This is a genomic window from Dactylosporangium aurantiacum (assembly GCF_000716715.1).
GTDB lineage: Bacteria > Actinomycetota > Actinomycetes > Mycobacteriales > Micromonosporaceae > Dactylosporangium > Dactylosporangium aurantiacum.
In genome coordinates this window covers 1-18853 of sequence record NZ_JNYJ01000067.1, presented here as the reverse complement: position 1 = coordinate 18853, position 18853 = coordinate 1, and the positions used below count along the sequence as shown (strand labels likewise).

The window sequence follows — 18853 nt, the reverse complement described above, 5'->3', positions numbered from 1 at the left end:
CGCCCCGCTCAGCCGCCCCCGGGGGTGACGAGTCCGGTCTCGTAGGCGATGACGACGAGCTGGGCACGGTCGCGGGCGTCCAGCTTGGTCAGCAGCCGGCTCACGTACGTGCGGGCGGTGTCCGGACTGAGGTGCAGCGCGGCGCCGATCTCCGCGTTGGACCGTCCGGTGCCGACCTGCGCGAGGACGTCACGTTCCCGGTCGGTGAGCCCGGCGAGCCGCCGGCCGTCCGGCACCGGGGAGCGGGCGGCGGCCGCCAGGACACGCCGGGTGACGGCGGGGGACAGCAGTGCGTCGCCGCCGGCGACGGTGCGCACCGCGGCGCGCAGGGCGTCGGGCGGGGTGTCCTTGAGCAGGAAGCCGGCCGCGCCGGCGCGGATTGCCTCGAAGAGGTACTCGTCGTCGTCGAAGGTGGTCAGCATGACGACCTGGACGTCGGCGAGGTCCGGGTCGGCCAGGACGCGGCGGGTGGCCTCGATGCCGTCCGTGCCGGGCATGCGGACGTCCATGAGCACCACGTCCGGGCGCGCGGCCCGCACGACGCGCAGACCTTCGGCGCCGTCACCGGCCTCGCCGACGACGGCGATGTCCGGCGCGCGGTCGAGCAGCGCGCGGAGCCCGCCGCGGACGAGGTGCTGGTCGTCGACGATGACGACCCGGATGTCCGTCATTCGCCGCTGTGCCGGCCTCGACTGTGCCGGCCTCGACTGTGCCGGCCTCGACTGTGCCGGCCTCGACTGTGCCGGCCTCGACTGTGCCGGCCTCGAGGGTGCCGCCGAGCAGGCGGACCCGCTCGAACATGCCTCGCAGCCCGTGACCCTCGCCGTCCAGCGGTGCGCCCGGTGGTGCGCCGCGACCGTCGTCGACGATGTCGAGCGACAGCCGCGATCCGGTCGCCCGCACCGTGACGTCCACCCGGCCGGCATGCGCGTGGCGCAGGGTGTTGGTGAGTGCCTCCTGGACGATCCGGTAGGCGGTCGTGGCCACCACGGCGGGCAGCGTGTCGACCCGGCCGGTGACGGTCAGCCCGACGGGCAGGCCGCTGCGGCGCACCCCGTCGACGAGAGCGGGCAGCTGGTCGAGGCCCGGCGCGGGCTCGCGGGCACCGCCGTCGCGGCGCAGGGTGTGCAGGGTGGCGCGCAGCTCACCCATCGCGCTGCCGCCGGCCGAGCTGATCGCGGCGAGCGCGGTCCGGGCCCGGTCCGGTGCGTTGTCGGCGAGGGCCTCCTGCGCCACCGCCGACTGCAGCGTGACGACGGAGATCGTGTGGCCGAGGGTGTCGTGGACCTCCCTGGCGATGCGCAGCCGCTCGGCCTCGACCTGCCGGGCGGTCTCCCGGCGGCGGTCCTCGACGGCGGCGGCCGCCTGCCGGGCCATCTCGGCGCGCAGCGACCTCCTGCTGCGCACCGCGTCGCCGAGGGCGATGACGGCGAGCATCAGCGCGGCCTCCGAGCCGAGGCTGACGCCCACGACGACCGAGACGTCGTCGCCCTCCGCCAGCCGCGTCCCCACCGACACCGCCAGCAGCCCACCGCCGATGAGCGCCGCCGGCACCGCCCGGCCGCACTCCGCCGCCGTGTACAGCACGGCGGCGGTCGGCGCCGCCAGGCCCATCGCCGGCAGGTCCAGCGTGTAGTACCCGACGATGCCGGCCGCGGTCGCCAGCAGTGCCGGGACCGGCCACCGCCGGGCGCACAGCAGCAGCCCGCCGAAGCCGGCCGCGAAGGCGTAGGCGAGCGCCGCCTGCCCGGGCGGGCCGCCGCCGGTGATCACGGCCGCCGCGACGAGGCAGCAGGTGGCGGCACCGAGCAGCGCGTCGGTGCGGGTGGGTCGGCAACGCACACCTGCAGCGTAAAGGCCGTGCCGGGCGGCCGCTGCCGCCATGGAGCGTCGCGTCCGCGGTGCCGCGTACGTCAGGAAGCGACGCCGGTCCGCTCCCGCAGGCGGCAGACGGCGACGCCGGCCGCGCCGCAGCATGGTCGACGACCATCAGGGACCGCGCCCGGCGCCGGCGCGACGACACAGGAGGACCCGAACGTGTCCCGTACCAACCTGACCTGGATCGCACTCGTGGTGCTCGTGTGGACCGCGATGCTGTCGTTCGGTGGCGTCGCCGCCGAGACGGTGATGCTCTACCCGAACATCTTCGGTGACGCCCCCGCGTCGCTGGAACGGGCCCGCGAGTTCATGGTCGCGGGCGGCCCGAGCGACTACTTCCCGCCGCTGGGCGCCACGGTGGTGCTCAGCGGCCTCGCCGCGGTGCTGCTCACGTGGCGCGACCCGCGGTTGCGGTGGTGGGTCGCCGGCGCGGCCGCGGCCTTCATCGCCTGCGAGTTCCTGTTCTCCGCGGTGTTCTTCTGGCCCCGCAACGAGATCATGTTCGTCGACCCGGTCGGCACCCATTCCCCGCAGTACCTGCGGCAGGTCGCCGGCGAGTTCGTCGCCGGGCACCGGGTCCGTCTCGCCGGCGGCGCGGTCACCGCGGTGCTCGCCTTCACCGCGCTGCTGCGCTTCGCCCGTGACACGGCTCGCGCGGCCGTCGCCGCGGAGGCCGCGCGATGAGCCGGCCGCGCCGGACGCTCGGGTTCTCCTGGCCGGTGCTGGCCGGCCTGGCCGCGCTGGCCGTACCCCGGCTCGTCCTGCACGACCTCGACGTCATCCACGAGGGCAGCCTCGTCAACGGGCTGCTGGTCTTCCTGCCACCGCTGTGCTGGATCGCCGCGGTGCTGTGGCGGCGGCCGGCGCGCCCGTTCCTGACCGTCCTGGTCATCGGCGTGCTCTACGGCGTGTTCCTCGCCGCCGGCCATCAACTGCTGTGGGACACCGCCTTCGGCGGGGCCACCCCGACGCTCGGCGGGAACCTCGCCGACGTCGACCCCGCGGTGCAGCGTGGCCTCATGCGCGGCGCGGCGGTGGTGTCCAGCCTCGTCACCGGGACGCTCGTCGGCGCGGTCACCGGCGCCGTCGCGGCGCTGCTGTGCCGGGTCGTGACCGGCCAGCCGGAACGCACCGACGACCCCGGGACGTGACGCCGTCCCCGGACCGGGCGACCTGCGCGGCGGCGTGCAGCCTCAGGGACGCCAGCCGCGATTCGCGCCCGTGCCGCCCGGTCCGCCGCGGACGTCCTTACCCGCCGGGCCGGCCGAACATCCCTGACAGCTGCAAGGTCCGGTCGACGGCCGCGCTCGCGTTGCGCAGCAGGACGCTCGTCCCACCGTTGCGGGCGCTGCGCCGGCACGCGTCGAGCGCGCCGACGGCCGCGGCGTCGATGTAGGTGACGTACTGCAGGTCGACGTACACGAACGCGGGTCGGTGCTGCTCCACGTCGTGGTTGATCGTGTCGCACAGGCTCGCGACCGTCGTGTGTTCCACCGTGCCGCGCACGGAGATGACCACCGCTCCGCTGTGCTCGATGCTGCTGCTGACGGAGAAGCTCACCGCACCTCGACCCGCTCGTCGCGGTGCACGGCCGCCGGCGGGGGCGTGGGGCCGGTGGCCGTGCGGCAGCAGGTCGCCTCCGCCACGGTCTGGTACGTCGGGAAGAGCTCGTGCAGGGTGAGCAGCCGCAGCGCGTCGCGGACCTGTTGGGTCGGGCCCACGAGGCAGACGGTGACCGGCCGGCGGTGCGCCTCGACCAGGACGTCGAGTGCGCCGGAGTCCAGGCGCGCCACCCTGCTGACGTCGACGACGAGGCGCCGTGCCCCGGCCGGCAGGTCGAGCACGACGTCGCGGAGCCGGGCGTTGACGAGCAGGTCAGGGTTGCCCCACAGGGTCACGACGGTTACATCGGCCACCTGGCCGATGGTCAGGCGGCGTGACTCGCGGGCCACCGGCGTGGTGCGCTCACGGGTCAGCGCCTGCTCGATCATCCGGGGCGGCCGGGAGGTGGGGGCGCAGCGCCCGCACGTGTGGGGTCCGGTCGCGAGGTCGTCACCGGTCCAGCCGTCCTGACTGAACAGGCTCCACGCGACAGCCCAGTCACCCATTGTCGGCGCGAGGTTGGTGACCAGTTGGCCGCAGCTGTCACAGGCGAGCGAGAAGTTCTTGTTGTCGAGACTGAGCAGCGCGGTCAATATCGGCCCCTATCGGATGGTGCGGACATGTCCACCCTGGGTGCGGGGCATGGCGGCCGTCCCGCGAACAGATGACAGTTCTATGACGAAGCGGGCGATGGCGTGGCCGCCGCGGCGGCGACCTGCAGGACCCGGTCGACCCGGGCGAGTTGCAGGGTGCGGGCGACTCTCGGTGACAGGCCGCGCAGGGTGAGCCGGCCGCCGTCGCTCCACACCTTGCGGTGCACGTCCAGCAGGACCCCGATGCCGGCGGCGTCGACGTACGCGCACGCCGTCATGTCGATGACGAGGTCCGCCGGGTGCAGTGCCGCGGCGTCGTCGAGCAGCGCCCGTACGCGCGGCGCGGCGCTGCTGTCGAGCGGGTCGGTGACCAGCACCTCGACCAGCCGCATCGCTGGTGTGTGCGCTATCGGTTGCATGCCGTCTCCTTCCATGTCCTGAGGTCAGCGTCGCCGCCGGGTTCGGCGGACAGCCCTCGACCCTGTGACAGTTGCGTGACATCGGCAGCCGGCAGCCTGGCACCGCTCGGACGGTGCCGTCATGGAACCGTCATCCCGCTGCCGGATCTTCTCCACATCCACGACGCAGGGTGATGCAGGTGCTGGACATCTCGTGGGAGGTCGCGTGACCACGCCCATCGTGCCGCGGGTCGTGGTCGTCATCACCGGACCGTTGGACGCAGCGACCCTGCCGCGCTGGCAGCCTCGGCTCGAGGCCGCGGTGACGGCCGGCCCGGCGCATCTCGTCATCGATCTCACCGGGTGCACCGGTGTCGACGAGGCGGGCACCGCAGTGCTCGCCGCCGTGCACGAGCGCCTGTGGGCGATCGGCGGCCGGCTCACGCTGCGGGGCATGAACCCGCGGCTCGACCAGGTGCCGCCGCGGGCACCGACGCCGCCCGGCTACCGGTCGAAGCACCGCCGGCGCGGACCGGCGGCATCGATCAGCTCCGCCGCGCCGCGGGACGCCCCGGCCGGCGCGGCGCCGGGACAGTGACCCGGCCCGGCCGCCTGATCCGTCGCCGGACCCGTATGCCGCTGGAGGGAGACACATGCAGCCAGTCACGTTGAGCGGGACGCAACCTGGCGTGGAGACCGCCGCGCGCGTCGCCGCCCGTCCGCCGGGCTACCGGCCGCGGCATCGCAGGCAGTGGCGGCGGGCACGGCAGCTGGCCAGCGAGCGTCAGTGCGCGGAGCTTCGCTGGTGGCTGGCGCAGCCGACCGAGGGCGCCCGGTGACTGCGCTGTCGAGCCGCGACGGCACCGGCCCGGCCCCGGCGGGTGGTCGGCGGACACCGTTGATCGCGTCACGGCGTTCCGGCGCGGAGGCACGCATCGTGGGAAGGCATGATGAGCTGATGGCAGGTGTACTGGTGATCGAGGACGACGACCGGATCCGGTTGTCGCTGGTGCTGGCGCTGGAGGACGAGGGGTACACGGTCCGCGGCGCGGCGAGCGCGGAGGAGGGCCTGGAGGCGCAGCGGGCCGAGCCGTCCGACACCGTCCTGGTCGACCTGATGCTGCCGGGCATGGACGGTTTCGAGTGCGTGCGGGAGATGCGCCGCCACGACGACGTGCCGATCGTGGTGGTGAGCGCTCGTGACGACACCCACGACATCGTCGCGGCGCTCGAGGCGGGCGCCGATGACTACCTCGTCAAGCCGGTCGCGGTGAAGGAGCTGTCGGCCCGGTTGCGGGCGCTGCGCCGGCGGGCTCGTGCCGCGGCGGCGACCATGTCGAAGCTGGTCTTCGGTGACCTGGAGATCGTGCCGGAGGCGGGGGAGGTGCGGCTGCAGGGAGCGCCGGTCGCTTTGACCCGCACGGAGTTCCGGCTGCTGTGCGAGCTGGCTGAGCATCCCGGCCTGGTGCTGTCGCGCCAGCAGCTGCTGCAGCGGGTGTGGGAGTACGAGATCGGCGACGAGCGGCTCGTCGACGTCCACGTGGGGCGGCTGCGGCAGAAGATCGAGCCCGACCCGCGCACACCGCAGCGGCTCATCACGGTCCGCGGCATGGGCTACAAGCTGCAGCGATGAGACGCGCGGGGCTTCGGACACGGATCGTCGGCGGGTTCGCCATCGGTGCGCTGTTGCTGTCGGCGTCGATGGCGTTCGCCACCTATCAGACGACCCGGCGGTACCTGCTGGAAGGGCGCGAGCGGGTGTCGGTGCGTGCGGTGTCCTATGACGCGCGGATCCTGCGGGAGGGTGTGCTCACCGACCAGGTCGACGTCGTGGACCTGTTGCGGGCGCTGGACACCGGCGGCAACCGGCGGGCGATGCTGTACCGCGACGGCGGCTGGTTCGGCCGGGCCGCCGACGACGGCACGACCGAGGCGGTGCCGCAAAGCCTGCAACGCCTCGTCCAGCAGGGTCAGGCAGGCAAACAGCTGGTGCGGGTCAACGGTGTTCCCGCGATCGTCGTCGGTGTGCCGTTGTCCGACACGGCGGCGCTGTACGAGGTCGACCTGTTCCGGGAGCTCGACCAGACGCTGCGGACGCTGAGCTGGGTGCTCACGGTCGTGGCCGCGCTCACCGCCGTTGCCGGAGCCGGCCTGGGCTGGTACGCGGCCCGGTACGTGGCCCGGCCGCTGCGGTCGGTGGCCGGCGCGGCGAAGGAGATCGCCGCCGGCGACCTGTCCACTCGCCTGGACCCCGCCGTGGAACCAGATCTCGTGCAGCTCACCACCTCGTTCAACGACATGGTCGACCGGCTGGCGAAACGCCTCGAACAGGACCGCCGGTTCGCCGCGGACGTCAGCCATGAGCTGCGCTCACCGTTGCAGACGCTGGCCGCGTCGGCCAGCGTCCTGGCCCGCCGGCGCGACCATCTCGACCAGCGCACCGGGCTGGCCGTCGGGTTGATCGTCGAGGAGGTCGACCGGTTCCAGTCTCTCGTCGACGACCTGCTCGAACTGGCGAAGAGCGACCAGCCGGTCCAGCGGGAGGAGGTCGACGTCATGGCGGTCGCCCGGCGCGCGTGCCAGCTGCGGAAGCTGGCGCCGGACCTCGTCACCGCCGCCGGGGACACACCGCACCTGTGGCTCGTGGACGGCCGCCGCATCGAACAGATCGTCGGCAACCTGCTGGACAACGCCGCACGCTACGGCGGCGGGGCCACCGCGGTCCGGGTCGGCACGGCCGGCGATCTGTGGTTCCTCGAGGTCGACGACGAGGGTCCCGGCGTCAGCCCGGCGGACAAGGCGACGATCTTCGACCGGTTCGTGCGGGGGCGCGCGGCTCGCGCCCGTACCGACGACGACGGTGCGGGGTTGGGACTGGCGATCGTCGCGCAGCACGCCGCGGCACACGGCGGCCGGGCGTTCGTCCTGGACCGGCCGGGCGGGGGTGCCCGGTTCCGGGTCGAGCTGCGCCGGGAGCCGTCGTGACCGGCCGGCTCCGGGCCCTCGCCGCCGCCCTCGTCGCCGCGCTGACCGCCGCGATGACGCTCACCGGATGTGGCGTACCGACCGAGGACAGCCCACGACCGATCGCGGCCGGCAGCCGGCCGAATGCCACGACCGCGGCCCAGACCGCAAGCCCGGCGCCGGGCGTGCCGGTCGAACTGCTGTTCCTCGTCCGTGACGCCGGCCTTGTCGCGGTGCGCCGCCCGGCCGTGCAGATGCCGGCTATCGACGAGCAACTGCGGCAGCTGCTTGCCGGTCCGAACGCCACGGAGCGCGAAGCCGGGTACACCAGCGCGTTGACCGGCATCACCGTGACCGGCATGGTCGAGATCCACGGCGGTGACGCGACGGTCGGCATCGGCAGCCGGCCCGACGGCGCCGGACGCAGCGACGAGGTCCTCGCCTACGGACAGATCGTGTGCACACTCACCAGCCGTGCCGACGTCCGCACCGTGTCGTTCTTGCACGACGGACAGCCGCTGCGGGTACCCCGCGCAGACGCGTCCCTGACCGACGGACCGCTCACGGCCGCCGACTACACCGACCTCATCCGGCCGGCCTGACCGCCAGGCGGCGCCGGAAGCCGGGCGGCGGTGGGACACCGGGGGGAGCACCCCACCGCCGCGTCTTCCGGGTGAAGTACCTGTGACCGGCCCACATCTGCACTGGGTGCGGCAGCCGTTCCGGCGGTGGCGTTGCCGGCCGGTTGGAGTCTGCTCCGGCGATGTGGAGGCTGTCCGGCGAAATCATGACAGTTCCATGACGGCCGACTCGTCGTGCAACTGTCACACATTCGACGGTTGTCCTCCATGCCCTGTGGTGAGGATTGCGGTGTCGGCTCCGGTCGGTGCCGAGCGGCGCACGCCAGGAGGTGGTGAAGTCATGCCGATGATCGGCGGCCGGTACCGGCTGATCGCCGAAGCGGGCACCGGTGGCATGGCGTCCGTCTGGCGGGCCGTCGACGTCCGGCTCGAACGGACCGTCGCGGTCAAGATGCTGCAGCCGCACCTCGCGGGTGCGCAGGCGCGGGCCGAGGTCGAGGCGCGTGCCGCAGCCCGCCTTGTCCATCCGAACATCGCCGTCGTCCATGACGCGGGACGTCTCCGGCGGGGACTCCGCCGGCGGTTGCCGTACCTGGTGATGGAATTCGTCGACGGTGAGACCCTCGGCCAGCGGCTGGCCGGGTCGGAGTCGATGCCGTGGCAGCAGGCGGTGCGCATCGCGGTTCAGGTCGCCGACGCGCTCAACGCGGCGCATCTGCACCGGGTCGTGCACCGCGACATCAAGCCGGGCAACATCATTCTCACTGCGTCCCGGGTGAAGGTTGTCGACTTCGGTCTCGCCGCCTTCTGCGGGGTACTGCCCGCGGGCCCGGTCGGGGTCATGCTGGGAACGCCTGAGTACATGGCACCGGAACAGGTCCGGGGCGAGCCGGTGAGCGCCGCCGCCGACGTGTACGCGCTGGGTCTGGTCCTGATGCAGATGCTGACCGGTGCACTGCCCTGGACCGCGGCCGACCGGCCGGGCCTTGTTCAGCAGCGGTGCGGGTCTCCGCAGGTGCGGATGCCGCCGATGGCGCAGGTGCCGGCGGCGGTGGTCGCGCTGTGCGACCAGTGCCTGTCCAACGATCCGGAGCGGCGACCGTCCAGCCGCGAGGTGGCTCGTGTCCTGCGTGAGGTCCTGGTCGAGCACGGCACGTACCCGGAGCCGGACACGCACGAAGTGAGCGGACGCTACCGGCCGGCGCCGGTGGCGACGCCACGGCCTGTTCGATGGGAGTCACCTGCCCGGCACCGTCGGCACCGTCGGTCAGTGGTGACGCTCGTCGCCGTCCTCGCAGCCGTTCTGGGCTGGATCCATCCGATCGGTCGGCCGTCGACGGCCACGGCGAGTGGCACCGCCGGTGCTGTCGCAGCGGCCGGCCCGGGGCAGGCGCCTCCCGCGGCGTGCGCAGTCCGGTACACCAGCCACCGCGACGGCACGACGTTCGCCGCGGAGCTGTCCGTCGCCGGTCGTGTGCGACAGCCGTGGACCCTGCAGTTCACCGTGCCCGCCGGGCAGCACGTCGCCGCCGTCACCGGAATGCCGTGGTCGCAGACGGACACGCGGGTGACCCTCACCGGCACCGAACCGCTGTCCGCAGGGCGGCAGCTCACCGCCACGATGTCCGGCGCCCTGGACCGCGTCGACGCGCCACCGCCGACCGGCTTCGCCGTCAACGGCATCAGCTGCGAGCGTGTGGTGTCCGTGCTTGCCACGAGCCGGAAGGACTCGGCATGACCCGGCCCGACCGGGCGGCTTCCGGGGACGCCTTGCGGGTCCTCCGGTTCGACGCGGTCGTCAACAGGCCTCGTGACATCGGACACCTTGCCCTGTACTTCACCGTCCTCAGCGGCTCGGCTGGTCGGCGCCCGATCCACCTGCAGCTCGATGTCGCGACATGCACGTCCATCGACACTGCAGGCATGGAGATTCTTGTCGAACTGCACCGGAGGCTGCGCGACCAGGGCGGGCGACTGACGCTGCGCAAACCGCCGCCGCGGGTGCGACACCTGCTGCAGCGGATGGATCCGGATGCGGCATCCGGGCTGCTGGCCGACGGCGTCACCGATCCGGCGGTTCCGACGCGCAACGACACCGGTTCGTAAATATCTGCGGCGGTACGGCCTCGTACGGTCGCGTCGTGCTGCACCGACCTGTCGCCGCGCGCCTCACCGAGTCGAAGGCCGACGCGGGGCGCACCTCTGTCCGATCAGGTGGGTTCTCCTTTGCCATCGAGGTGCATTCGCATGCCAGCAGACTTTTGTCTCCGTGCGGATTTGCCACTCAAGGTTGTCTGTCGCAGCAGATAGATCGTCGTCGGACTCATCGCACGAAGAGGTAGCGCGGCGAGGAGGACGCAGGTGAGCGGATACAGCATCGTGGGGGGCCGCGATCTGGAACTCCTGCTCCTTGAGCAGGGGCGGCAGGTACTCCGCCGCAGCCGCGTCCGGCTGGCGGCGGGACTGGCGGTGTTCCCAGCAGCCGTGGCCTGCTCGATGCTGTTGGCCTGGTTCGGCGGGTCCAACTGGGGTGAACTCTTGTTTGCGAGGTGGCTACTGACGATGCTTGCCTGGGTGCTGCTGATCGGCGGCTCGTTGTGGTGGACGGTTGGCGATGGTTGCGTCGGTGCCACGCTGGCCACAGACCCGCTGCGTGCCGACGACCGGCGCGGCGGTCGCTTCCATAGTGGTGACCTTCACCGCCATATTGCTGGCCCGCACGGAGGTGTTCGCGGGTGCGCTGCTGTGGACGTTGGCGGCGGTGTCCGGGATGGTGCTCTAGCGGTATGAACGGACGTTGAACGACCGGCTGCGCGACCTCGACAACCGCATCTTGGTGCAGGTCGGCCAGCAGTGGCAAGACCCCGTCAGCTCAACGCGCTCGGCCTCGAGCCCTGCCCAGACGAAGCCATCCTCATCAGTGCTGACCCGTCCGCTTACAGACCGATCGTCTCCACCCGCCGGACAAACGGCCGGTGCACTGCTTACGTATGGTGACACGGGCGCCGAAACAGGGCGCCTGATGTGTGCGCCCGATCGAGCCGCCACCGCGGGTCTTCAGACCTGCAGAGAACCAGCTCGGTCGATGGATTCGCTTACCGCAGTGCACGGGGGTCTGGCCCCGGCCAGCCCGGCACAGTTTCCAGGTCCAGCAGCGTGTTGGTGAGCTGCATAGGAGCGAGCACGTCGGCGGCTTTGCGGCCATGGGGCAGAGGGCGGTGCAGCGTCAGGTGGCGCAACCGTGCAGGCCGGCATCCGGCATCGACGACCCGCGTTGTGCCCGGTGCCGTTTACCGTTCCGGCAATCCGCGGACTGCATGGTCGGCATGAAGGCCGCTGGCGCGGCCTTCTATCGTTGCGCGCACGTAGGGCAGCGGTGCCACGGGATGCCGCCGAGCTCCTCACACTGCCAGCCGCGGCGACAGGCCGCCGGCCATGCCGCCTCGACAGGCAGGGCGACGCCCATGAGGTCGGAGAAGGACACGCCGCAGACGTCGCACGACAGGTGCGGCTGGGAACCGGAATTCGAGTCAGTCTGCATCACCAGCACGAATATGCACCACTTCCGGGAATGAGGACTTTGGGACGGCGGGCACAGCACATCTGTCCAGGCCGTGCGTCGAGGTCCGGACGTGCAACTGTTGCGCGGTGTCGTCGCATGGGCGGGCTTCCTGTCGTGGGATGCTTGACCTTCTACGGTGCGGTTCGGGCATGGAGGTGGCCTGGCGGCAGTATGACGGTTTCACGACGTTGTCCGACGGCGGATGACGTTCGGGTCGGTGACGGACGGCGGTGATCGTTCTGCGCGTCCGCCGGAGCTGGTGGTCCGGCGGAGCCGTGACGGAGGTCCTCCAGGATCGTGCCTGGCTGTGATCGGCGTGTGCGAGCCCGGTGCTGAGGCTGACCGGTACAACACGACGTCGTTGGCTCGCAGAACTATCGCGTCAGCATGACCGGCCTGTATCAGCCGGCTGTGCAGGGCAGGGTCGGTGAACTGCACCGCGGTGAACGCGGCCACCTCACCGGTGGCTGTAGCCAGGTCCCGGACGCGAAGCTGCTGCGGCAGTGCGGTGAGAACGAGCAGTCCCTGCTCAGGCAGATCGACGTCGTCGAGAGTGAACGCTGTCGGCCCGTAAACGTGCGCGACGATGCCGGTCACGGTCATCACCGCACCGGTGCGGAACCTGGTACGCGGCGGACCTGTTCGACGTTCTGGGCGCGGCGGCGGTTCGTCTTCACCGCATCCGCACGTCATCAGCGTCGTGGCTACGGCGAGCGTTCCCACGAGCAGCCGACGCCGGTCGAGGACGGCTCCGGGGAACGGTGCACGCCGGCCGGGCTGGGCGGGGTGCCGGGTCCGGAGACTCATTTGCGGTTGTGACGCGATTGGCGGACCATCGCGACGGCTGAGCCGGTCAACACGGCGACCGTTGCCGCTGCAGCGAGCGGGCCGGGCGCTGGAGTGTGCGCCAGCAACGCTGTCACGACCATCCAAAGGACGATGCCGGCGGCCGCCGGTAGCGCTGCTGTGGTTCGGATCCGTCGTTGCGTGCCGGTATCGCGGTCGCTGCGTTCCTCGGCGGGGAGCAATGTGGCCACGATCCGGTCGAACTCGTCTGCCGTGTCCGGCGGTGCGGCGGGTGCCGCGGATGCTGCCCCGCCCTCAATGGCCGGTTCCGAAACACACAACAATGAACACACGTCGCGGACGCCATCGAGGTTCCGCGCCGCCTCCACGACAGCGTCCCGCGCTGCGACGCTGCTGACCGAGCCCTCGAGCATCACGACGGCCTGCTGGACGTGGACGGTGATGTGCTGGCCCCATACCCGCGGATCGGCCAGGAGTCGCTGAGCGAGCAGTTCTGCCAGGTCTCGCTTCGGTCGGGCCCGCTCGGAGCGCCCGTCGTGTCCGTCGCGTCCGTTGTGTTCGTCATGTTCGTCATGTTCGTCATCGAACGGTAGCCATGCCATCATGTCGCGCCTCCAGCCGTTGGCGGGGATGGGGCCACCTCTGACGCTGCCGCGCGGGCTTGGCGACCGATGCACGACCGGTTGACGATGTGATGACAACTGCCGTCGGCGGTGGCGTCGGGCCGGCTACGTTCCGTGATGTGCTCGAGCCGCTGGGCCGCTCCAGGTCGGTCGTGGCCTGTGGGAGGCTGGCCCAGGTGGTGTGGCGCCGGCTGGCGTGCGGGGCGCGGGGCCGGCGAGGGCGTCGAGGTAGTCGGCGGCCCACCTGTGCACGTCATATTCGTGCAGCCGCCGTCGCATCCTGCGCATCTCGCTCTTTCGGCCGTGCGGGCCGCCGAGCTCGATCGCCCCGACGATGGCGGCCTTCAGCGCGTCGACGTCGTATGGGTTGACGGTGATCGCCTCGGGGAGTGCTGAGGCGGTGCCTGATCCTTCGCTGAGCACGAGTGTGCCCGTGTTGTCGGCGCGGCAGGCCACGTACTCCTTCGCGTTGATGTGCATGCCGTCGCGCAGCGGGGTGGCGAGCATGATGTCGGCGGCAAGGTAGAACGCGACGAGTTCACGCGAGTCAAGCGTCTGGTGCAGCAGGTGCACCGCTGGTCGGGTGATCCAGCTGTAAAGGCCATTGATCTGGGCGACCTTGCGTTCCACTTGGGTCCACGTGTCAGGTCGGTCCATGCCGTACTGCCGGCCGGGTACGGCGATCTGGACCAGTACTGTCGTGTTCGGGTCGAGCCTCTTGTCGGCGAGCAGCTCGTGGTAGGCGTCCAGGCGTTGTTCCACCCCGGTGGCCGGGTCGAGGTGGTCGACGGCGAGCAGCATCGTGCGTGGTTGGCCGAGCTCGGCGCGGATTTGCGCTGCTCGGCGTCGGGTGCGCTGGTCCCGGGCCAGCCGCTCGAATCCGACCCTGTCGACCGAGGTCGGGAACGCGCCGATGGAGACATGCCGCCCGTCCGGGTGTACCACGTCGCCGTCCATGCGGTACTCGCCGAACTCGGTGACCGCCTGACAGAAGTTGGCTGAAGACCGTCGGCTCTGGAAGCCGACCAGGTCGGCGCCGAGCAGACCGCCGAGGATCTCTGTGCGCTGGGGCAGCTTCTCGAACAGCTCGATCGGTGGGAACGGTACGTGCAGGAAGAATCCGATCAGCAGATCCGGGCGTCGCAGCCGCAGCATTGCCGGGAGGAGTTGGAGCTGGTAGTCGTGCACCCAGACCGTTGCACCAGGCGCTGCGATGTTGGCGACGGCGTGGCTGTACCGGTCGTTGACGCGGCGGTAGGCATGGCGCCAACGGCGGTTGAACCGGGGTGGTTCCGCACCGTCGTGATAGAGAGGTGTCAGCGAGGTCTGGCAGTGCCCGCCGAAGTGGTCGTGGATGTCGAGGGCCGGGATGGGCACCGGTTGCATGCTGATACCGTCGCTGTTGAACCGGCCCGTCTGACGGTCGTCGAGGCTGTGCCAGCCGACCCACGTGCCGTGGCGCTGGGCGACGACCGGGTGGAGCGCGGCGTGCACGCCACTGCGCTTCGGCTGCCACCGCACCCGTTCGTGCCGGTTCATCACGATCGGCTCCACTGGTAGGTGTGCGGTAACAACGACAAAGTCGTGCCTGGCCGGCATCTGCATGAGTTGGCTGTGTCCTCGTCTTGGTGCGGGGTGACGGCGCTCAGGTGCCGTGATGATCGAACATGCCCGACCGCTGTAGCGTCCGGTGGACGGCTGCGCTTGCGTTGCGCAACACGATGGTTGTCCCCCTGTTGCGGGCGGTTCGGCGGCACGCGTCAAGGGCGCCCACTGCGGCGGCGTCAACGTAGGTGACGAACTGCAGATCGATATGCACCGATGGAGGTCGATGCTGTTCGACGACATGGTTGATGGTGTCGCACAGCGGTGCGATCGTGGTGTGCTCCACAGTGCCGTGGACGATGACGACGACTACGCCGCCGTGCTCGATCCTGGCATCGACCGAGAAGCTCATCGCGCGTTGACCCGGTCGCGCCGCCGTGCACCCACCGGCGTGGTCTGGGTGACGGTGGCCGGTTTGAAACGCGGGATCTCCGCCAGGGTCCGGAACACTGGGTGCTTCCGGGTCATCGCCTGCTCGCCTATCTGGGGCGATAGGCTGAGGTTGGTGCTGTCGAGACTGCGTAGTGCCGTCAAGCGTGGCCCCCTCGGATGGCGCGCGCCGGCCCGTACCTTGTGTGGTGCATGGCAGCCGTCCCGCGAACGGATGACAGTTTTATGACGAAGCGTTCGCCGGTCCGACGGCGGTGCCGGTGACGTGCAGGACTCGGTCGACCCGTGCCAGTTGCAGGGTTCTGGCGACCTTCGGCGACAGGTTTCGGAGGGTGAGCCGGCCGCCGTCGCGCCACACCTTGCGGTGCACGTCGAGGAGCATGCCGATCCCGGTGGCGTCGACGTACGTACATGCGGTCATGTCGACCACGAGGTCCGCCGGTCGTAGTGCGGCGGCGTCGTCGAGCAGCGCCCGGACACGCGGCGTGGCACTGGTGTCGAGCGGGTCCGTGACCGAGACTTCGACCAGTTGCCGTGCCGGCTCCTGGGTGATCGGCTGCATGTCGTCGTGTGCTGCGGCCATGCTTGCCAGCGTCGCGGTCGGGTTCGGCGGAGAGTGCTCGGGCTTGTGACAGTTGCGTGACATCTGGTCTTGGACGGCCCTGTGACGGCGGCGGATTGCTTCGCGTAATTGTTGTCACGGATCTGTCACACCGCTGGGGCTGCACCTCTACAGCGGCGGCGGACCGTGGAGGCAAAGCGAATCGAGCTGCCGGAGGTCATGACATGAACCAGGTCGTGCGCGAGCCCGCGGTGCCGTTGGTGGAGGTTGTTGTCGACGGCGCGCTCGACGCTGACTTCGTACCTCAGGTACGACGCCTGCTCGACGAGGCCGCGGGCTTCAGACCGTGGCATGTGGTTGTGGACCTTGCTCGCTGCCCGAACCTCGATGCGGCCGGAATCGAGGTTCGGGCAGGCGGTGGGCGGCTTTCCTTGCGCGGTCTATCTGGCCGTCTGCACCGCATGCTGGCCGTCGCACGGGTCGAAGGAGTGCTGCAGACTGCGGCGCCGTCGGGATACGCGCCGCGACACCGTGCCGGTGGCCGGGCACGGGTTGCAACCGCCCGGCGATCCGGATCGGGTGCGGTGGGCGGGGTGCGGTGATGGGAGCCGGCCGCCCCGTCGTGACTGCGCCGCCGGTTCGACGACGCATCGATGGCGGCATGTTCGCGCGGTCCGGTAGCTGCGAAGTGCGGAGCTGACGCGGGGCACATCGACGTTGGTCGGTTATTCGGGCCCGAGTCACGTAGTGGTCCACATGGGGCCGGCTGCGGCGCCGCGCCGGCGGCTGGCGCCGCTGTGCGCAGCGGCGCTGCTCAGCCCTTGCGCATTCTGACGGCTCACGCGACCAGGCGAACGGAGCGAAGCGCAGATGACGACGAGCGACGGTCGGTAGTGGGTGGTCGTGGTGGCCGGTGCCGGCGGCGGGATCGACCGCGCCCGCGCCCGCATGTTCGCGGCGGGCGGCGACGCGGTCGCGTTGCTGGCCCGTAGCATCGACGGGCTGACCGGTGCCGTGCGGGACGTGGAGTCGGCCGGCGCCGGGCCGCAGTCGGTGGAGCCGGTGTGGCGGATGGCGCGGCGGTGGAGGCGGCCGCGGATCATGTCGCGGCCGACCCGGGTCCCATCGATGTGTGGGTCAACGCGGCGTTCCTGGAGGTCGTGCGGGGGCTGGGCCGTGACGGCGTGAACCGAGGTGCGCGTATGCCGGCGCAGGTCGACGAGGCGCCGCCGGCGCTGCAGGCTGCCGCGCCCGTGGGTCGCGCTGATGACGTCGAGGCACTGGCCGCCGCTCAGCCCTGGCCACAGCGCGACGTCGCCGGCCACGGAGGAGAGCTGGCGGTGCAGCCGGGCGGCGTCGTGCCACGGGTCGGCGTCGAACAGCCTGACGTGGCCGCCATCGGCGCGGATCAGGCCGAGCAGGACGCGGATGGTGTTGGACTTGCCGGCGCCGTTGGGACCGAGGAAGCCGTGGATCTCGCCGGCGCTGACGGGGGTCGAGGCCGTCGAGTGCGCGGGTCTTGCCGAACGACTTGATGAGCTCGTGGATGTCGATAGTGTCCGTCACGGGGTCTCCTGTCCGGGCGCGGTCACGAATGCGCCCTTGGTGTAGACCGCGGTGACCTCATTGGCCAGCGTGCGACGCCTTCGGGAGTGAGCGGGTCGACGCCGATCGCGGCGGCGACCTGGTTGCGCAGCAGGATCAGGACGAGGTGGTGGCCGGCGGTATGTGGCGGCCAGGTCCTTGTTGTGCTCGTCAAGACCCGTGGGGGTACACCTTTGGTGAGGCGGGGGCGTGGCGACATCGGTGGTGCGGTTCTGACCGTTTCCCGGGGCTACCTCCCGGCGGTCACCCGCAGTACCGCATCACGAAACGCGTTGCCGGCGACGGCCATGTCCAGCCGTCCGGCACCCGCCTCGCCCGCAGCGGCGTGGCCAAGAGCAAGAATCGCGCTCACCTGCCAGCCGATCGGCTGCGTGGTGTCGAATTCGCCGCTGGTGCGCCCGCGATCCAGGATTCGCAGTAGCGAGTCGAGAATCGGTGCGTGGAGTTCCCTTTCGTCGCCGCCGGCCGATGCGAGGACCGGTGTCAGCAGCACCGGATATCGGTGGATGACGGCCCAGCTGCGCAATAGCCAGTCGGACAACGCATCGGCCGCCGTGGCGGCCTCGCAGCCGGCGCCCGCGAGTGCGTCGATGGTTTCGGCGATGAGCCGCTCGACGATGGCGGTGACCAGCGCCTGGCGCGATGGGTAGTGCGCGTAGACGGTCTGCCTTGCCACCCCGGATGCTGCGGCCACCTCGTCCATGCTGGCCTCGGGCCGGCGGCCGAGCAGCTCGACGGCGGCGTCGAGCACCTTCGCCCGGCTGCGCTTGGCGTCGGCCCGCTCGCGCCGCCTACCCGTTATGTCTGACACGGTTGTCCACGATAGTCCACACCGCTATCTTGGACGGAGATGTCAGAGATAACGAAGGGCGTGCCGAACGATGGACATGCAGGATTACCTGAAGCGGTATCCGCAAGAGATCGCATTCGGGGACGAAGACGCGGGAGCGGTGTTCGACCGCTACCACACCCCCGGATTCGTGCTGCACAGCGACGGCCTTCCGCTGGACCGGGAACGGCTGATCGCGCATGCCCGACCGGCCCGCAAACGGGTGGCCAGCATCGGCATCGACGTCCACGAGGTGCTGGACACCGGCGGTAGGATCGCCGCCCGCTACACGCTCACCGCCGTGATGCGTAAGGGGGCGACGGTCACCACGGAAATCTTCATGTTCGGTGAACTATCCGACGATGGCCGCCTGCGGCGCGTCGACCAAATGACGCGCACCGTTTGATCGGGCTGCGACAAGTCGCCACCGCGGACATGCGTACCGGGCCGTCGTCGGTTCAGTCAGAGGCCACGTGAGGAGCAACTCGAGCTGGTGGGTCCCTCGACGGAGACCAAGCCAGCGAGAGTCGCGTTGGGGTTCGACTACTTGAGCGCATCGAGTGCTCTGCACCGGCCTTGACCTGCGCGGTTGGGCTCCCGTCGTGCCGAGAGCCGACACGCACCAATATGCCCACGCCGTTGATCTTCAGTGATGTGCTGCAGTCGGACGTTGATTGCTACGACGTCTGACGGGATGGCAGGTGCTGGGGTTAGGGCGCGTTTTGTAAGTCTGGTCAGAGCCATTCGCCGATGATGGCGATGGTGAGGACGGCTTGGAAGCGTACGGCGAGTTTGTCGTACCGGGTGGCGACGCCGCGGTGGCGTTTGAGTCGGTTGATGCCGCACTCGACGGC

22 protein-coding genes and 2 pseudogenes are annotated in these 18853 nt (G+C 70.8%); 12 read left to right on the top strand and 12 right to left on the bottom strand.

Translation table 11 applies throughout. The annotated features are described in order from the left end of the window. Positions 1-8: 8 nt before the first annotated feature. Together OP18_RS46135 and OP18_RS46130 are read right to left on the bottom strand one after the other, a co-directional pair. Positions 9-671 carry a response regulator transcription factor gene (locus tag OP18_RS46135; protein WP_033366283.1) on the bottom strand — a complete coding sequence of 221 codons (663 nt, stop codon included), beginning with the start codon at positions 669-671 and terminating at the stop codon, positions 9-11. After that, a complete protein-coding gene (locus OP18_RS46130; RefSeq protein ID WP_245635768.1) occupies positions 562-1842 on the bottom strand; it encodes a sensor histidine kinase in 1281 nt (426 codons plus the stop codon). Before OP18_RS46130 ends, OP18_RS46135 begins: the two co-directional genes overlap by 110 nt. Positions 1843-2037: 195 nt before the next feature. On the opposite strand from OP18_RS46130, the gene OP18_RS46125 reads away from it, so the two are divergent. Next, positions 2038-2562 (top strand): DUF1772 domain-containing protein, encoded by a 525-nt coding sequence (locus OP18_RS46125; RefSeq protein ID WP_033366280.1) that lies wholly within the window; start codon positions 2038-2040, stop codon positions 2560-2562. After that, positions 2559-3029 carry a hypothetical protein gene (locus OP18_RS46120; protein ID WP_033366277.1) on the top strand — a complete coding sequence of 157 codons (471 nt, stop codon included), beginning with the start codon at positions 2559-2561 and terminating at the stop codon, positions 3027-3029. Before OP18_RS46125 ends, OP18_RS46120 begins: the two co-directional genes overlap by 4 nt. 97 nt (positions 3030-3126) lie before the next feature. On the opposite strand, the gene OP18_RS46115 is transcribed toward OP18_RS46120, so the two are convergent. From OP18_RS46115 to OP18_RS46105, 3 genes are all read right to left on the bottom strand, one after another. Further along, positions 3127-3438 (bottom strand): STAS domain-containing protein, encoded by a 312-nt coding sequence (locus tag OP18_RS46115; RefSeq protein WP_033366274.1) that lies wholly within the window; start codon positions 3436-3438, stop codon positions 3127-3129. Next, positions 3435-4073, bottom strand: a complete 639-nt coding sequence (locus OP18_RS46110) for an STAS domain-containing protein (protein WP_033366271.1) — start codon at positions 4071-4073, stop codon at positions 3435-3437. Before OP18_RS46110 ends, OP18_RS46115 begins: the two co-directional genes overlap by 4 nt. A gap of 80 nt (positions 4074-4153) precedes the next feature. Next, entirely contained in the window at positions 4154-4492 is a 339-nt protein-coding gene (locus OP18_RS46105) for an STAS domain-containing protein (protein ID WP_162189920.1), read from the bottom strand. Between the two features lie 205 nt (positions 4493-4697). Between OP18_RS46105 and OP18_RS46100 the strand changes: the two genes are divergently transcribed. From OP18_RS46100 to OP18_RS58275, 8 genes are all read left to right on the top strand, one after another. Further along, complete coding sequence (locus OP18_RS46100; RefSeq protein WP_033366265.1) at positions 4698-5069, top strand: STAS domain-containing protein; 372 nt, start codon at positions 4698-4700, stop codon at positions 5067-5069. Between the two features lie 360 nt (positions 5070-5429). Further along, a complete protein-coding gene (locus OP18_RS46095; protein WP_033366262.1) occupies positions 5430-6104 on the top strand; it encodes a response regulator transcription factor in 675 nt (224 codons plus the stop codon). Then, a complete protein-coding gene (locus OP18_RS46090) occupies positions 6101-7456 on the top strand; it encodes a sensor histidine kinase (RefSeq protein ID WP_033366259.1) in 1356 nt (451 codons plus the stop codon). The genes OP18_RS46095 and OP18_RS46090 overlap by 4 nt, the downstream gene beginning before the upstream one ends. After that, the gene (locus OP18_RS46085; RefSeq protein WP_389254132.1) at positions 7453-8037 is read left to right on the top strand and encodes a GerMN domain-containing protein; all 585 of its coding nucleotides are present in this window, start codon (positions 7453-7455) and stop codon (positions 8035-8037) included. Before OP18_RS46090 ends, OP18_RS46085 begins: the two co-directional genes overlap by 4 nt. A gap of 319 nt (positions 8038-8356) precedes the next feature. Next, entirely contained in the window at positions 8357-9754 is a 1398-nt protein-coding gene (locus tag OP18_RS46080) for a serine/threonine-protein kinase (RefSeq protein ID WP_052388356.1), read from the top strand. Continuing rightward, positions 9751-10122 carry an STAS domain-containing protein gene (locus tag OP18_RS58935; RefSeq protein WP_033366256.1) on the top strand — a complete coding sequence of 124 codons (372 nt, stop codon included), beginning with the start codon at positions 9751-9753 and terminating at the stop codon, positions 10120-10122. The genes OP18_RS46080 and OP18_RS58935 overlap by 4 nt, the downstream gene beginning before the upstream one ends. 255 nt (positions 10123-10377) lie before the next feature. Then, positions 10378-10806 (top strand): hypothetical protein, encoded by a 429-nt coding sequence (locus OP18_RS58280; RefSeq protein WP_156090262.1) that lies wholly within the window; start codon positions 10378-10380, stop codon positions 10804-10806. A 1159-nt stretch (positions 10807-11965) separates the two neighbouring features. Then, positions 11966-12397, top strand: a complete 432-nt coding sequence (locus tag OP18_RS58275; protein WP_156090261.1) for a hypothetical protein — start codon at positions 11966-11968, stop codon at positions 12395-12397. Here OP18_RS58275 and OP18_RS56300 read toward each other — a convergent pair. From OP18_RS56300 to OP18_RS46060, 4 genes are all read right to left on the bottom strand, one after another. Beyond that, positions 12382-12990, bottom strand: coding sequence for a BON domain-containing protein (locus tag OP18_RS56300; RefSeq protein ID WP_081971698.1), 609 nt, complete (start codon positions 12988-12990; stop codon positions 12382-12384). The genes OP18_RS58275 and OP18_RS56300 overlap by 16 nt on opposite strands. Positions 12991-13113: 123 nt before the next feature. After that, positions 13114-14613 (bottom strand): alpha,alpha-trehalose-phosphate synthase (UDP-forming), encoded by a 1500-nt coding sequence (locus OP18_RS46070; protein ID WP_081971697.1) that lies wholly within the window; start codon positions 14611-14613, stop codon positions 13114-13116. 40 nt (positions 14614-14653) lie between these two features. Further along, entirely contained in the window at positions 14654-14965 is a 312-nt protein-coding gene (locus OP18_RS46065) for an STAS domain-containing protein (RefSeq protein ID WP_033366253.1), read from the bottom strand. Positions 14966-15226: 261 nt separating this feature from the next. Continuing rightward, on the bottom strand, positions 15227-15586 hold the full coding sequence (locus OP18_RS46060) for an STAS domain-containing protein (protein ID WP_162189919.1): 360 nt from the start codon (positions 15584-15586) through the stop codon (positions 15227-15229). Positions 15587-15789: 203 nt separating this feature from the next. Between OP18_RS46060 and OP18_RS58270 the strand changes: the two genes are divergently transcribed. Further along, positions 15790-16167: an STAS domain-containing protein gene (locus OP18_RS58270; RefSeq protein WP_156090260.1), complete on the top strand. Its 378-nt coding sequence runs from the start codon at positions 15790-15792 to the stop codon at positions 16165-16167. Between the two features lie 603 nt (positions 16168-16770). Here OP18_RS58270 and OP18_RS61510 read toward each other — a convergent pair. Next, positions 16771-17119, bottom strand: a pseudogene (locus tag OP18_RS61510) (ATP-binding cassette domain-containing protein); the annotation flags it as partial. A gap of 280 nt (positions 17120-17399) precedes the next feature. After that, positions 17400-17981: a TetR/AcrR family transcriptional regulator gene (locus OP18_RS46050; protein ID WP_081971695.1), complete on the bottom strand. Its 582-nt coding sequence runs from the start codon at positions 17979-17981 to the stop codon at positions 17400-17402. A gap of 70 nt (positions 17982-18051) precedes the next feature. Between OP18_RS46050 and OP18_RS46045 the strand changes: the two genes are divergently transcribed. Continuing rightward, positions 18052-18405, top strand: coding sequence for a nuclear transport factor 2 family protein (locus OP18_RS46045; protein ID WP_033366247.1), 354 nt, complete (start codon positions 18052-18054; stop codon positions 18403-18405). Between the two features lie 328 nt (positions 18406-18733). On the opposite strand, the pseudogene OP18_RS61505 reads toward OP18_RS46045, so the two are convergent. Further along, a pseudogene (locus OP18_RS61505) lies at positions 18734-18853 on the bottom strand (IS5 family transposase); the annotation flags it as partial.

Coding starts and splice junctions, on each gene's coding strand:
- OP18_RS56300 (WP_081971698.1), bottom strand. CDS start 12,990: ATGATGGCATGGCTACCGTTCGATGACGAACATGACGAACATGACGAA.
- OP18_RS46070 (WP_081971697.1), bottom strand. CDS start 14,613: ATGCAGATGCCGGCCAGGCACGACTTTGTCGTTGTTACCGCACACCTA.
- OP18_RS46090 (WP_033366259.1), top strand. CDS start 6,101: ATGAGACGCGCGGGGCTTCGGACACGGATCGTCGGCGGGTTCGCCATC.
- OP18_RS58270 (WP_156090260.1), top strand. CDS start 15,790: ATGAACCAGGTCGTGCGCGAGCCCGCGGTGCCGTTGGTGGAGGTTGTT.
- OP18_RS46105 (WP_162189920.1), bottom strand. CDS start 4,492: ATGCAACCGATAGCGCACACACCAGCGATGCGGCTGGTCGAGGTGCTG.
- OP18_RS58935 (WP_033366256.1), top strand. CDS start 9,751: ATGACCCGGCCCGACCGGGCGGCTTCCGGGGACGCCTTGCGGGTCCTC.
- OP18_RS46135 (WP_033366283.1), bottom strand. CDS start 671: ATGACGGACATCCGGGTCGTCATCGTCGACGACCAGCACCTCGTCCGC.
- OP18_RS46060 (WP_162189919.1), bottom strand. CDS start 15,586: ATGGCCGCAGCACACGACGACATGCAGCCGATCACCCAGGAGCCGGCA.
- OP18_RS46065 (WP_033366253.1), bottom strand. CDS start 14,965: ATGAGCTTCTCGGTCGATGCCAGGATCGAGCACGGCGGCGTAGTCGTC.
- OP18_RS58275 (WP_156090261.1), top strand. CDS start 11,966: ATGACCGGCCTGTATCAGCCGGCTGTGCAGGGCAGGGTCGGTGAACTG.
- OP18_RS46095 (WP_033366262.1), top strand. CDS start 5,430: ATGGCAGGTGTACTGGTGATCGAGGACGACGACCGGATCCGGTTGTCG.
- OP18_RS46120 (WP_033366277.1), top strand. CDS start 2,559: ATGAGCCGGCCGCGCCGGACGCTCGGGTTCTCCTGGCCGGTGCTGGCC.
- OP18_RS46045 (WP_033366247.1), top strand. CDS start 18,052: ATGGACATGCAGGATTACCTGAAGCGGTATCCGCAAGAGATCGCATTC.
- OP18_RS46080 (WP_052388356.1), top strand. CDS start 8,357: ATGCCGATGATCGGCGGCCGGTACCGGCTGATCGCCGAAGCGGGCACC.